The following is a 13,962-nucleotide window of genomic DNA, read 5'->3' as shown; positions in this document are numbered from 1 at the left end:
CTTAACGTTTAGAAATTTCATCTCTAATTTTAGCAGCCAATTCATAATCTTCATTATTTACGGCTTCATCGAGAAGATTATTGAGTTCTTCGAGAGACATGTCCTTATAAGTGAGGTCTTCTCCAAATGCAGTACTTTCTATTTCCTCGGCGATAAGGTCATCCATCAAAATACTATCTTGATTTTCCTCATCTTCCTTTTTAGGATTGACCTTGAGATAGATGCCTGCTTTGTCTAAAATATTTTTATATGTAAAAATCGGTGCTTGAAAACGTAACGCTAAAGCAATGGCGTCACTTGTCCGTGCATCAATAATTTCTTCAGTGCCTTCACGCTCACAAATTAAACTAGAGTAAAATACTCCATCAACCAATTTATGAATGATGACTTGTTTTATCACAATATCAAATCGATCCGAAAAATTTTTGAATAAATCGTGTGTTAATGGACGTGGTGGTCTTATTTCTTTTTCGAGAGCTATGGCAATGGACTGAGCTTCAAATGCTCCGATAACAATAGGGAGTTTACGGTCTCCGTTTTCTTCATTTAGGATTAAAGCATACGCACCATTTTGGGTTTGGCTGTAAGAAATACCTTTTATGTTTAAACGGACTAAACTCATAATTTATAAAACACAAAGAACTGTTTAAATTACGACTTTACCAACTGCCTAAGGCAGATTTGGGATATTATTCTCTATACTTTCGATAAAACGTAAGTTACTCAGAGTCTTTCTTAATTTAAACAGCCCTTTTGCTATTACAAGGTAATAAAATTATGCGTTTTGTGCCTTAAAAGCTTTTAATTTTTCCGTGAGTTTAGGGACTACTTCAAAAGCATCACCAACAACCCCATAGTCTGCAGCCTTAAAAAATGGTGCTTCAGGATCTGTATTAATGACCACTTTTACTTTTGAAGCATTAATACCAGCCAAGTGCTGAATGGCACCAGAAATTCCGATGGCAATATATAAGTTAGAGGCAACTGGTTTTCCTGTTTGTCCAACGTGTTCGCTATGTGGTCTCCAACCCAAATCTGATACTGGCTTAGAACATGCTGTTGCCGCACCAAGAGTTTCTGCTAAATCTTCAATCATGCCCCAATTTTCAGGACCTTTTAGTCCACGACCACCAGAAACAACAATTTCTGCATCAGCAATAGTGACTTTATCAGTTGCTTTATCAACAGACTCCACATTAACACCATTTTGTGGTAATGAAGGAGAAAACTCCTCAACTGTGGCTGAGGTTTCAGATTCTACAAGTCCGAATGAATTGTTAGATACTCCGACCACTTTTACGTCTGTAGTGATTTCGGTATTGTTAAATGCCTTATTTGTAAATGCGGTACGCTTTACTGTAAACGGGCTGGTGCTTGAAGGTGCTTCAACCACGTTAGAAGCATAACCTGCATCTAAACCTACAGCCAATAGTGGTGCTAAATATTTACTATCTGCACTAGAGCTTAAGATGACCACTTTGGAGCCTTCATTCTTTGCCGCTTGTTCTAAAACAGATGCGTAAGATTTAGCATTGAATGGGCTTAAGCTATCATTTTTTACGTTAAGCACTTTACTGGCTCCATATTTTCCTAATTCTGAAGCATCATCTGCATTTACAGCTACTGCTGTGACAGAGCTTCCTATTTTATCAGCTACAGCTTTAGCGTAGGATACCACTTCAAAAGCTGTTTTTTTAAATTTTCCTTTTTCAGATTCTGTATATACTAATACGGACATAATTTTATTTTTTGTCATTCCTGCCCCGATTCTTATCGGGATTGATTCAGGAACTCATTAATAACTTCTTTAATTTTATAAGATTCCGAAACAAGTTCGGAATGATTTAGCTATGCTAAATCACCTTAGCTTCATTATGAAGTAAGTCTACCAATTGGTCAAGATTATCAGGGTCCACAAGCGTTACTTCACCTTTAGGTGCTGGTTTTTCGAAACTTACAGATTTAGTTTCGGTACTCGCATCAACAGGCTCAACAACATTTAATGGCTTTTTACGTGCCATCATAATACCACGCATATTAGGGATACGAAGATCACTTTCTTCAACCAATCCTTTTTGACCACCAATGACTAATGGGAGACTAGTGGTTACTGTTTCTTTTCCTCCATCAATTTCCCGTATGGCTTTTGCTGAAGTGCCATCAATTTCTAAGTTGATACAATTAGTTACAAAATTGGCGTCAGTGAGAGCAGCTATCATACCAGGAACCATAGCACCATTGTAATCAATGGACTCACGACCAGCAATGACCAAATCATAACCACCATCTTTAACCACATGAGCTAATTGCTTTGCCACAGCATAACCATCTGTTGCGGGAGTATTTACTCTAATAGCAGCGTCAGCACCAATAGCTAAAGCTTTTCTCAAGGTAGGTTCTGTCTCAGCACCACCAACATTAACGACATCAACACTTGCACCTTGTTTTTCCTTAAACCACATGGCAAGTGTTAGTCCAAACTCATCGTTTGGGTTAATGACGAACTGAACACCATTGGTATCAAACTTAGTATCTCCTTCAGTAAAATTAATCTTTGATGTTGTATCAGGAACATGGCTAATACACACTAAAATTTTCATATTTCTTTTGTTTTTTAAGTATAAAATAAAGCGGATACGAAGATAATTATTTTATTTTGGATATTTGCTATGCACGCATAATAAATTTTTAAAGAAAATAGAGTTATATAGTTTTCCATTTATTCCTATTTTTGTTATTCTGATTTTTTAACTACTAAACAGGTCTTCCAATAAAGGGAGCATTGCAGATATAATGAAGACAATTCAATTTAGAGAAGCCATTTGTGAAGCCATGAGCGAGGAAATGCGTCGCGATGAAAGCATTTATTTAATGGGTGAAGAGGTTGCGGAATATAATGGAGCATATAAAGCTTCTAAAGGGATGCTAGATGAATTTGGGGCAAAGCGCGTCATCGACACACCAATTGCCGAACTCGGTTTTGCAGGTATTGCCATAGGTTCAACAATGACAGGTAATAGACCTATTGTTGAGTACATGACCTTTAATTTCTCTTTAGTTGGTATTGACCAAATTATAAACAACGCTGCTAAAATTAGACAAATGTCTGGGGGACAGTTTAAATGTCCTATAGTATTTAGAGGGCCAACCGCTTCTGCAGGTCAACTTGGAGCTACGCATTCGCAGGCGTTTGAAAGTTGGTTTGCAAACACACCAGGGTTAAAGGTTATTGTCCCTTCTAATCCTTATGACGCTAAAGGTTTATTAAAATCTGCGATCAGAGATGATGATCCGGTTATTTTTATGGAGAGTGAGCAGATGTACGGAGATAAAGGCGAAGTCCCAGAGGGAGAATACGTAGTCCCTATCGGTGTTGCGGATATTAAACGTGAAGGGACAGATGTCACTATTGTGTCCTTCGGAAAGATTATAAAAGAGGCCTACAAAGCTGCTGATGAATTGGAGAAAGAAGGTATTTCTTGTGAAATTATTGATTTGCGTACCGTACGACCAATGGACAGAGAGGCGATTTTAACTTCTGTAAAGAAAACAAACCGATTAGTTGTTTTGGAAGAAGCCTGGCCTTTCGGAAATGTAGCAACAGACATTACTTATTTGGTACAATCTGAGGCTTTTGATTATCTCGATGCCCCAGTTGTAAAATTAAATACCGCAGATACACCTGCACCATATTCGCCCGTTCTGTTAAAAGAATGGTTACCTAACAGTGACGATGTCGTTAAAGCAGTAAAAAAGGTAATGTATAAATAAATCGCAGTTTTCTGCGTTATACAAACTTCATCTACTATTGATTAAGCAATTGAGCACGATAGTTGATGAAGTTTTTTAATATATGAAGCAACAACTACTATTTTTTAGCCTACTTATACTGACGTCTTTTGGTTTAGCACAAACTAAAGTTAGTGGTCATGTTTTCGACGAACAGGATGAGCCTGTTGCCTTCGCCAATATCATTTTTAAAGGATCTACTATTGGAACCATCACCAACGAAGATGGACGTTTTTACTTGGAGTCCGATGATTCTTGGGACACGCTTGTTGTTTCTTTTCTTGGTTTTGAACCTCTAGAGTTCCCACTTACAAAACGTGTTAATTATGATTTGAAATTTGTTCTTAAAGAAGAAGCTTCCGCTTTAAACGAAGTTGTTATAGTTACGGGGAAACAATCTAAAAAAGCATCTGAGAATCCCGCTATTAGAATCCTAAAAAAAATATGGGAGCGCAAGCGACAAAATGGACTCAGCCAGTTTAAGCAATACCAATACGATAAATACGAGAAGGTAGAGTTCGACCTAAACACTATTGACAGTAGCTTAATAAAAAGCAGACTTTTTAAAGGAATGGAGTTTGTTTTTGAAGAGGTGGATACTTCAAAAGTAACAGGTAAAACGTATTTACCCATCTTTATTAATGAAGCTGTAAGCAAGGTTTATGGCGATAATTTACTAAATGAGGAAAAAGAAGAACTGAAAGGAAATAAAAACTCAGGATTTAGCAATAACCAAGTGATTATAGATTTTGTGGATGATTTATATGCCGATTTCAATATCTATGACAATTATTTAAAGTTCTTCGATAAGAGCTTTGTTAGTCCACTTTCAAAAACAGGGATTGCCACCTATAATTATATACTTTCCGATAGCGCATATATCGATAATAAATGGTGTTACAATATTATTTATTACCCACGACGAAAAAATGAGTTGACCTTTAAAGGGGATTTTTGGGTTAATGATTCTACCTACGCCATAAAGGACATTAACCTTCAGGCAAGCAAAAGTGCCAATATTAACTGGGTAAAGGAAATTTATATAGAACAGGAGTTTGAAGTGGTTAATGATACTCTATTCCTTATAAAGCGTGACTACATGCTGTCAGATTTCGCCTTAAATAAAAAAGAATCTTCTCGAGGAATTTATGGCAAGCGTACCACCTTATATGATAATTATGTTTTTGATGAACCTAAGGATGAAGAATTCTATAGTCAAGAAGTATTTAGCTATAACGAAGATGTCTATAACAGGGACGATGAGTTTTGGGATACTAACCGATTAGAATCTTTAAATAAAGATGAAAAAGGGGTCTATAAAATGTTGGATACCCTTAAGACGGTTAAAAAGTTCAAAAACCTATATAATATTGGTAGTATTTTAGCTTCGGGTTATATTGAGTTCCCTAGTATTAACCTTGACGTTGGACCAGTGTTTTCAGTTTTTGGCTACAATCAGGTTGAAGGCATTAGAGTACGTGGGGGAGGGCGAACCTATTTTGGGCCAAATGATCCATGGAGAATAGAAGGGTTTATCGCATATGGTTTTCGGGATGATAAATTTAAATACGGTATCTCTGGTAAATGGTTGCTAGACAAAAAAAGCCGTTTTATTATTTCTGGCGGAAATCGTAGGGATGTGGAACAAATTGGCGCCAACCTTACAGCGTCTACAGATGTCTTGGGTCGAAGCCTTGCCTCATCTGCGGTTGTTGGTACGAGCGCAAATGACAAACTTACCAATATCAACCTTACAACTTTTGCAGCGGAGGTAGAACCACTCAGAAACCTAATTTTTAGAGCGAGTACAACCTATAGAACGTTAAGGTCGGCATCATCCACTTTTAGTTTGGATTATTTTGACCCTGAATCACCAACAGGTATAAAGTCTGAGGTTAAGCAGTTTGAATCGGCCTATTCTCTTTCTTTTTATCCGAAACGAAAAATGACAGGCTATGGAGTGGAGCGCCGTATTGCTAATGATGGATTTGCAAGACTTTTTGCTCAAGTGACAATAGGTGATAAAAGCGTTTTAAATGGTGATTTTGACTATACCAAGCTTCAATTTTCTTACATACAACCTTGGCAAATTGGAGGCTTCGGACGATTGACAACTTCAATCGAAGTGGGCACAACCATTGGGGAAGTACCTCTTGGATTGCTTAGCGTGGTGCCAGGAAACCAGTCCTATTTTTCTATCTACAATACCTTTCCTCAACTCGATTTTTATGAATTCGTTACCGATACCTATACCTCGATGCATATTGAACATAATTTTAATGGTCGTGTGTTTTCAAGAATTCCATTTTTGAAAAAGTATAACTTAAGAGCAATACTAGGTTTGCGAGGAGTTTGGGGAAGTATTTCGGATGAGAATAAAGCGCTGAATGCTTCTGGTTTAGAATATATAGCGCCTAACGATGAAATTTACTACGAATATAGTTTTGGTGTTGGCAACATTTTTAAAATCTTAAGAATAGATTTCAACTTTAGAGGGAATTATTTAGATACTCCTGTAGCTAGACCTTTTGGGGTTACAGGAAGTTTTGGGTTTAGTTTTTAATAAAAGCTATTAAGGTTTTGATTCATTGTCAGATATTATATGACCTGCAGGAACTTCCGAATTTTCTATGCCCTTAATATATCCTTGAAATTTGGGATGAAAAATAGGTCTCCTCAACTCCCAGTAATGTTGAGCACCATTTGTAACTAAATAGGCTTCAAAAATTTTTCGATTATTTTCCCAAACATCTTTTGGTATTGAATTGTCCAGGTAATGCAGATAGATATTTTCAAAAAGTTTGAAAAAAGAATACATTACATGGACAAAACGTGCTTTTTGCAATTTATTCATACTTTCAAAATCCTTACAGCCATACTGAAATATCCACGCTAATTCTGAGTCTGCCATGATGGCGTAATTCCAGTCCATCAGAGAATTGAAGGAAGAATTGCGCATAGAGGTTTTTAAATTCTTAGTACCGTCCTTAACTTGTTTTGCCAAATAAATGACTGAAACAACTACAGCTAGAGACCCGATAATTTGAAGAAGTATTTCAATTTTAGACCAATCCATTGTTTTATGACATACTATTTTTAAGTCCTGCAAGTATTTTGTCTGGGGTCACTGGTAAATCCGTAAATCGTACACCTATGGCATTGTAAATGGCGTTGGTTATAGCCGGAGCAGAACCAATAAGTCCAACTTCTCCAAGCCCTTTAGCACCAATAGGGTTTCTGTTGTAATCTGGTTTATCAATAAAGGAAACTTCAATTAATGGTACGTCCGCATTTACTGGGACATGATAACCCGCAAAATCATTACCTACCAAGCGACCTGTATTTAAATCTACATCCTGTTTTTCGGTGAGTGCCATACCAATGCCACCAACCCCAGCGCCAATAATCTGGTTAGCAGCAGCTTGTGGATTGACAATTTTACCGCCATCAGCAACAATGACCATCCGATCCATTTTAACCTTACCCGTTAATGCATTCACTTTTACTTTGTAAAAATGAGCTGCTGAAGAACAAAAGGCATAGGTTTTTCCTTCGTCACCTGGTCTTGAATATTCTTCAACATAGATATTGTCTAAATTATGTTCCTTAAATAAATCTGAATATGTGATAGATGTATCTGGTTTACTATGTAGTTGAAATCCATTATCGTTTAAAACAATCGATTCAATAGTCTTTTTATCAGATGCTTGCCAAGCATACATTGCAAGTTCTTTTTTAAGAGCGGTACATACAGCATCAACTGCTCCACTTAACGATGCTAATCCCCAGCTACCACCTTGCCTCGGAGCTTTTGGGTGCAATGAATTTCCAAGTTTTATGGAAATTTTTTCTTTAGGAATACCAAGAAACTCATGAGACATATTCACCATAGCCTCACCAGTACCAGTACCGATATCAGTCATGGCAGTACTAACAATGATTTCACCATTTGCATTCATCTCTATCGATGCACCACTGCCCTTACGAGATGAATTCCAGAATCCAACCGCCATACCATATCCAGTGTACCAGTCACCATCTTTCAATTGTTTGGGTTGTGTTGATCGATTGTCCCAATCAATTTGTTTAGCTCCACGCTCTAAACACTCATTAAGATAATGGGTAGACCAAGGTTTTCCTGACTCCATATCTTGAGGAGCAATATTATTAAGTCTTAATTTAACAGGGTCAATATCCGCTTTGTAGCAAAGTTCGTCCAAGGCGGATTCGATAGCAAAGGTGCCTGTAGAATCACCAGGACCACGCATCCAAGTAGGTACTGAAAGATGTAGAGGAACTCTTACACGCTCCGTTTTTACAAATTCAAAAGCATAAACTTTTCTTGAAATACCAGTAATTCCTTCCCCAAAACTTTTAGATTGTGATTGACTATGTTTGGCTTGGTGATTAATACCCATTAGTTTGTGATTTTCACTCAAACCAATTTTTATATTTTGCCATGATTCTGGCCGATAACCAACCATTGTGAACATTTGAGGACGAGTAAGAACAACTTTAACTGGGCGCTGTAAATGTTTAGCTGCCATAGCGGCAACAACAGTATTAAACCAAATTTTAAGTCCAGAACCAAAGCCACCACCAACAAACTCACTATTTACATGAATATTCTCCTCTGGAATATCAAATAAATTCGCAATAGTATCTTGAACATTGTTTACACCTTGACTTTTATCAAATAGTTTTAAAGTGCTTTCATTTTTCCAATACGCTATAGTCGCATGCATTTCCATAGGATTGTGAACTTCCATGGCAATACGGAATTCTCTTTCAACGATATACTTGGAATTATTTAATGAGGATTCATCTCCACGTATTTTCCCAGTATTTTCTAAAGGAAATGTATTTGATTCAGATCTAAAGTTGACGTTAAGTGCATTTTCAGCATATTCCACCTTTAGTAATGTCGATGCATAAGTAGCATCCTCCAAAGTTTCGGCAACAACCAAAGCAATTGGTTGTCCATTGTACCCTATGGTGTTGTGATGAAAAAAGGTATGATGAGCAAAGGCCTCTTTTCGCTTATTCTCATCATCTAAATTTGCAACTTCAGGTTTATTCCAATAGGATAGCACATCAATAACACCAGGCACTTGTTTGGCTTCTTCAGTATCTAAACTCAATAATTTTCCTGATGCAATCGTGCTTCCCACCAAAACGCCATGAGCTAAATTAGGTAGGTCATACTCAGCAGAGTATTTCGCTTTACCAGTCACTTTGGCAACCCCTTCTATACGTCCTTTTCTTTGTTTTTGAAATCTGAACATAAGGTTATGTGTTTGAAGGTTTAGAAATACACTCTAATAATGCAGCTACAACAGCACCTTTCAGTAAATCAACTTTAAAAGTATTGTAATCTAGGGGCTTTGTAGACGAAGCTGCTATTTTTGAAGCTTCCTCAAAATTTTCACGAGTAGCCATTTTTCCTTTTAAAAAGTCTTCAGCTTTATACCATCTCCAAGGTTTATGAGCAACACCACCTGATGCTAATCGGGCTTCTTTTATTTTACCACTCTTGACTTCTAAGGCAGCAGCAACAGAAACCAATGCAAAGGCATAAGAATCACGTTCTCTAATTTTTACATAAGAGACATGTTGTCCAAACTTATTTTCAGGAATAAATACTGAAGTAATTATAGCATTTTGAGGTAAATTATTGTCTTTATCAGGTTGGTTTTCTGGCAATCTATGAAACGCTTCAAATGGAATTATTTTTTCAGAGCCATCAGATTTCATAATATTAGCTTCTGCATCTAAAGCTACTAAAGCAACACAAAAATCTGAAGGATGGACAGCAACACAACTATTAGACGTGCCAATAATGCCCGCCATACGCTGATGGCCATTTAACGCACTACAGCCAGAATTTGGTTTTCTTTTATTACAAGGTGAGGCGGTGTCGTAAAAATAGGGGCAACGTGTCCGCTGTAATAAGTTGCCTCCAGTCGTTGCCATGTTTCTTATTTGTGGCGATGCTCCAGCCAGAATTGCTTTTGATACTAATGGAAAATTAGCTTGTATTTCTGAATGTACAGCAACTTCAGTATTTGTTGCGGCTGCCCCTAAAAGAATGCCTTTTTTGTCAGATACAATAGTTTTTGAAAGCACGGAGTTGATATCAATTAAAGTGTCTGGTGTCTTAATGTGTTTTTTCATTAAGTCCAGTTGGTTTGTCCCTCCGGCAATGAATTGACTGTCACTAACCTTATGCCGCAATGCGCTGTTAATGCTGTCTGGATGATTAAAATTAAATGGCTTCATTTAGCGACACTTTTAATGGCATTAGTAATTCCGTTATAAGCACCACAGCGACAAATATTTCCGCTCATATATTCCTTAATTTCTTCCACAGAGTTTGTATGCCCTTCATTGACACAAGCTACTGCGGACATTATTTGGCCAGGGGTACAGTAACCACATTGAAAACCGTCGTGCTCTAAAAATGCTTCCTGCATAGGATGCAAGTTGTCTCCTTCTGCTAAACCTTCAATTGTTGTGACTTCTTTGCCAGTCATCATAGTCGCCAAACTTAAGCAGCTTAGAGTTCGTTTTCCATTAATATGAACAGTACAGGCCCCACATTGGCCATGGTCACAACCTTTTTTGGTCCCTGTGAGATTGAGATTTTCACGCAATAAATCTAAAAGTGTAGTTCTGCTGTCTATGTTTAGGTCATACTTTTTTTTGTTTATTGTTATAGAAAGTGGAACAATAACCTTCTTTACAAAATACGTTTCTTTGATTTCAGTATAGAAAGCTTTTACAGAATGCGGAATTAAGGTGAGTACTGTAAAAGCCGAAGACGCTTTTAAAAAAAAGCGACGGCTAAAGGCAACATTTTCTTTATTGGATGGATTCAATGTATCGATTGGTTTTCATAAAGTTATGAAAAAAACGGTTATGAAAACTTAAGGTGACATTTATTTAAGTCTTTAAATAAAAACCTTGATAAGGTCTTTGCTTTAAACTATCTTTGCACCCCTTAAATTTAGAGTATGAGCCCAAAAGGAAAATTAACGTTCGATGTTTTGATTGAAATCCCAAAAGGAAGTCGAAACAAGTATGAATATGATTTCGATTTAAAGAAAATACGATTCGATCGTATGCTATTTTCATCAATGATGTACCCAGGAGATTATGGGTTTATCCCAGAAACATTAGCTTTAGATGGAGATCCATTAGATGTTTTGGTTATGGGAAGTGAGCCGACTTTCCCTATGTGTGTTATGGAGGTAAAGCCGATAGGTGTATTCCACATGGCTGACGAAAAAGGCCCTGATGAAAAATTACTGTGTGTGCCAGTCTCGGATCCTATTTGGAATTCGTATAATGACCTAAGTGACCTTAATCCACATCGTAAAAAGGAAATTGAACACTTTTTTCAGGTCTATAAAGATTTGGAAAAGAAGAAAGTAGATGTTGGTGGTTGGGGAAATGCTCAAGAGGCCTATGATATTTTAAACAAATGTATTGAGCGTTATGAAGGCAGTAACCATAAAGTTAATGGAGACTTTACCATATAATAACTAATGCTTTCGGTTGAATGTCAAATACTTGTCAATTTTAAGTCTAACTTTTGTATATGGGCTGATTTTACTACTTTTGCCCAGCTAAAAACTAATCAAAATTAAAAATGTAAATATGGAATCACTTATGATTTATATGCCAATAGCTCTGGCGCTTTTAGGGTTAATATACATGATTGTAAAACAATCCTGGGTCATGAAGCAAAACGCTGGCGATGGTAAAATGAAAGAAATTTCAGATCATATATACGAGGGCGCACTTGCTTTCCTAAATGCTGAGTATAAATTGTTAGCTGTTTTTGTGGTCATCGTATCTGTTTTGTTGGCTGTTGTATCTTTTGTAGTACCAACGACACATTGGTTAATCGTGATCGCCTTTATTTTTGGGGCAGTATTTTCTGCTTTTGCGGGAAACATCGGAATGAAAATAGCCACCAAAACAAATGTAAGAACAACGCAAGCTGCACGTACAAGTTTACCGAATGCACTTAAAATCTCTTTTGGAGGTGGAACTGTTATGGGTCTTGGTGTTGCTGGTTTAGCGGTATTGGGATTAACAGCATTCTTTATATTTTTCTTTTGGTTTTTTATGGGAAGCGGATGGACAAATACAATGGATATGACTATTGTACTTGAAACCTTAGCCGGATTCTCATTAGGAGCTGAATCCATTGCCTTGTTTGCAAGAGTTGGTGGAGGAATATACACCAAGGCTGCCGATGTTGGCGCTGATTTGGTTGGGAAAGTTGAAGCTGGTATTCCAGAAGATGATCCTCGAAATCCTGCAACTATTGCAGATAACGTAGGCGATAATGTAGGAGATGTTGCTGGTATGGGAGCAGATTTATTCGGGTCTTATGTTGCGACTGTATTAGCTGCAATGGTATTAGGTAACTATGTTATAAAAGATATGGGTGGATCTATTGCGGATGCTTTCGGTGGTATTGGCCCAATTCTATTACCTATGGCAATAGCTGGTGCAGGAATTATTATTTCCGTCATCGGAACCATGTTGGTAAAAATAAAAAATAACGATGCTAAGGAAGCCCAAGTTATGGGGGCTCTTAATGTTGGAAACTGGACATCTATTATTTTAGTAGCAATATCTTGTTTCGGATTAGTGACTTGGATGTTACCAGAAACCATGCAAATGAATTTCTTTGGTGAAGGCTTACAAGAAATTTCTTCCATGCGTGTATTTTATGCAACTTTAGTGGGCTTATTTGTAGGTGCTGTTATCTCTTCAGTTACAGAATATTATACAGGATTAGGTAAAAAACCAATTCTAAATATTGTACAACAATCTAGTACTGGAGCAGGGACTAACATCATTGCTGGTTTAGCGACTGGTATGATTTCTACTTTCCCATCAGTATTATTATTTGCAGGTGCTATTTGGGCATCTTATGCATTCGCTGGGTTCTACGGTGTAGCTTTAGCAGCTTCTGCTATGATGGCAACGACTGCTATGCAATTAGCAATTGATGCTTTCGGGCCAATTTCTGATAATGCAGGTGGTATTGCAGAAATGAGTGAACAAGAACCAATCGTAAGAGAACGTACAGATATATTAGATTCAGTTGGTAACACAACTGCTGCAACAGGAAAAGGATTTGCTATTGCTTCTGCAGCATTAACGTCATTGGCTTTATTTGCCGCTTACGTAACGTTTACAGGAATTGACGGAATCAATATTTTTAAAGCACCGGTATTAGCTATGTTATTTGTTGGTGGAATGGTACCAGTTGTATTCTCTGCATTAGCAATGAATGCCGTTGGTAAAGCTGCTATGGAAATGGTAGAAGAAGTACGTCGTCAGTTTAGGGATATTCCTGGAATTATGGAAGGTACTGGAAAACCAGAATACGATAAGTGTGTTGCAATTTCTACACAAGCATCTTTAAAAGAAATGATGTTACCTGGTTTATTAACTATCGGGTTTCCGCTAATTATTGCATTTGTTCCTATGTTATTTGGAATGGATAATCAAGCTATTGCTGAAATGCTTGGTGGTTATATGGCTGGTGTTACGGTGTCAGGTGTGTTGTGGGCAATATTTCAAAATAATGCTGGTGGTGCATGGGATAACGCTAAAAAGTCTTTTGAAGCTGGTGTTGAAATTAACGGTGAAATGACTTATAAAGGTTCTGACGCTCACAAGGCAGCCGTTACAGGTGATACTGTTGGTGATCCATTTAAAGACACTTCTGGACCTTCAATGAATATCTTAATTAAATTGACGTGTTTAATTGGCTTGGTCATCGCTCCAATTTTAGGAGGACATACCGAAGAAGGATTGGCACAAGTTGAAGACGAAATTAATGTTGAGGTAACTATGAACGCTGATGAATTAGCTGAAGCTACCATTACATATACAGTTACTGAGAATGGTGAGGAAATCACAAAAAATGAAACATTTAAAGGAACAGAAGCTGAAGTAAAAGCTAAACTAGAAGCTTTTGAAGCTCAACATACAGCTACTGATGCTGAAGTAAAGAAAGTGATTAAAGAAGTAAACATTATTAAGAACTAGTGTTTAGTAATCTTATATCTAAAAGCCTCGCATTGCGAGGCTTTTTTTATGCTCAATAGCTGACTTTACTTTCTTTGAAGATAAATAAACTCGTAA

At 37.2% G+C, this 13,962-nt stretch carries 11 protein-coding genes; 4 read left to right on the top strand and 7 right to left on the bottom strand.

Going from position 1 to position 13,962, the window contains the following annotated elements; genetic code table 11:
• Nucleotide 1: 1 nt before the first annotated feature.
• From ACFEMA_RS03720 to ACFEMA_RS03710, 3 genes are all read right to left on the bottom strand, one after another.
• Entirely contained in the window at nucleotides 2-622 is a 621-nt protein-coding gene (locus ACFEMA_RS03720; protein WP_411766662.1) for a bifunctional nuclease domain-containing protein, read from the bottom strand.
• Nucleotides 623-775: 153 nt separating this feature from the next.
• Nucleotides 776-1,738 (bottom strand): electron transfer flavoprotein subunit alpha/FixB family protein, encoded by a 963-nt coding sequence (locus ACFEMA_RS03715; RefSeq protein ID WP_411766661.1) that lies wholly within the window; start codon nucleotides 1,736-1,738, stop codon nucleotides 776-778.
• A 115-nt stretch (nucleotides 1,739-1,853) separates the two neighbouring features.
• Nucleotides 1,854-2,600, bottom strand: a complete 747-nt coding sequence (locus tag ACFEMA_RS03710; RefSeq protein WP_411766660.1) for an electron transfer flavoprotein subunit beta/FixA family protein — start codon at nucleotides 2,598-2,600, stop codon at nucleotides 1,854-1,856.
• A gap of 193 nt (nucleotides 2,601-2,793) precedes the next feature.
• Here ACFEMA_RS03710 and ACFEMA_RS03705 point away from each other — a divergent pair, with 193 nt between their 5' ends.
• Nucleotides 2,794-3,771, top strand: coding sequence for a pyruvate dehydrogenase complex E1 component subunit beta (locus tag ACFEMA_RS03705; RefSeq protein ID WP_411766659.1), 978 nt, complete (start codon nucleotides 2,794-2,796; stop codon nucleotides 3,769-3,771).
• Nucleotides 3,772-3,853: 82 nt separating this feature from the next.
• A complete protein-coding gene (locus ACFEMA_RS03700) occupies nucleotides 3,854-6,352 on the top strand; it encodes a DUF5686 family protein (RefSeq protein ID WP_411766658.1) in 2,499 nt (832 codons plus the stop codon).
• Nucleotides 6,353-6,361: 9 nt separating this feature from the next.
• Here ACFEMA_RS03700 and ACFEMA_RS03695 read toward each other — a convergent pair whose 3' ends face one another.
• Genes ACFEMA_RS03695 through ACFEMA_RS03680 form a run of 4 tightly spaced genes read right to left on the bottom strand, consistent with a single transcriptional unit; the run spans nucleotide 6,362 to nucleotide 10,667 of the window.
• Nucleotides 6,362-6,865 (bottom strand): hypothetical protein, encoded by a 504-nt coding sequence (locus ACFEMA_RS03695; protein ID WP_411766657.1) that lies wholly within the window; start codon nucleotides 6,863-6,865, stop codon nucleotides 6,362-6,364.
• Nucleotides 6,866-6,869: 4 nt separating this feature from the next.
• Nucleotides 6,870-9,074, bottom strand: coding sequence for a xanthine dehydrogenase family protein molybdopterin-binding subunit (locus tag ACFEMA_RS03690; RefSeq protein WP_411766656.1), 2,205 nt, complete (start codon nucleotides 9,072-9,074; stop codon nucleotides 6,870-6,872).
• Between the two features lie 4 nt (nucleotides 9,075-9,078).
• On the bottom strand, nucleotides 9,079-10,068 hold the full coding sequence (locus ACFEMA_RS03685; protein WP_411766655.1) for an FAD binding domain-containing protein: 990 nt from the start codon (nucleotides 10,066-10,068) through the stop codon (nucleotides 9,079-9,081).
• A complete protein-coding gene (locus tag ACFEMA_RS03680; RefSeq protein WP_411766654.1) occupies nucleotides 10,065-10,667 on the bottom strand; it encodes a (2Fe-2S)-binding protein in 603 nt (200 codons plus the stop codon). Before ACFEMA_RS03680 ends, ACFEMA_RS03685 begins: the two co-directional genes overlap by 4 nt.
• Before the next feature lie 135 nt (nucleotides 10,668-10,802).
• Here ACFEMA_RS03680 and ACFEMA_RS03675 point away from each other — a divergent pair, with 135 nt between their 5' ends.
• Nucleotides 10,803-11,330, top strand: a complete 528-nt coding sequence (locus ACFEMA_RS03675) for an inorganic diphosphatase (RefSeq protein WP_411766653.1) — start codon at nucleotides 10,803-10,805, stop codon at nucleotides 11,328-11,330.
• Nucleotides 11,331-11,448: 118 nt separating this feature from the next.
• Entirely contained in the window at nucleotides 11,449-13,866 is a 2,418-nt protein-coding gene (locus ACFEMA_RS03670; protein ID WP_411766652.1) for a sodium-translocating pyrophosphatase, read from the top strand.
• Nucleotides 13,867-13,962 lie beyond the last annotated feature (96 nt).

Origin of the sequence: Winogradskyella sp. A3E31 (genome assembly GCF_046720935.1) — a bacterium.
Classification (GTDB): domain Bacteria; phylum Bacteroidota; class Bacteroidia; order Flavobacteriales; family Flavobacteriaceae; genus Winogradskyella.
The sequence above is the reverse complement of the archived record's forward strand: the minus strand, read 5'-3'. Positions and strand labels throughout refer to the sequence as shown.

Coding starts and splice junctions, on each gene's coding strand:
- ACFEMA_RS03700 (WP_411766658.1), top strand. CDS start 3,854: ATGAAGCAACAACTACTATTTTTTAGCCTACTTATACTGACGTCTTTT.
- ACFEMA_RS03675 (WP_411766653.1), top strand. CDS start 10,803: ATGAGCCCAAAAGGAAAATTAACGTTCGATGTTTTGATTGAAATCCCA.
- ACFEMA_RS03720 (WP_411766662.1), bottom strand. CDS start 622: ATGAGTTTAGTCCGTTTAAACATAAAAGGTATTTCTTACAGCCAAACC.
- ACFEMA_RS03670 (WP_411766652.1), top strand. CDS start 11,449: ATGGAATCACTTATGATTTATATGCCAATAGCTCTGGCGCTTTTAGGG.
- ACFEMA_RS03695 (WP_411766657.1), bottom strand. CDS start 6,865: ATGGATTGGTCTAAAATTGAAATACTTCTTCAAATTATCGGGTCTCTA.
- ACFEMA_RS03715 (WP_411766661.1), bottom strand. CDS start 1,738: ATGTCCGTATTAGTATATACAGAATCTGAAAAAGGAAAATTTAAAAAA.
- ACFEMA_RS03705 (WP_411766659.1), top strand. CDS start 2,794: ATGAAGACAATTCAATTTAGAGAAGCCATTTGTGAAGCCATGAGCGAG.
- ACFEMA_RS03685 (WP_411766655.1), bottom strand. CDS start 10,068: ATGAAGCCATTTAATTTTAATCATCCAGACAGCATTAACAGCGCATTG.
- ACFEMA_RS03690 (WP_411766656.1), bottom strand. CDS start 9,074: ATGTTCAGATTTCAAAAACAAAGAAAAGGACGTATAGAAGGGGTTGCC.
- ACFEMA_RS03710 (WP_411766660.1), bottom strand. CDS start 2,600: ATGAAAATTTTAGTGTGTATTAGCCATGTTCCTGATACAACATCAAAG.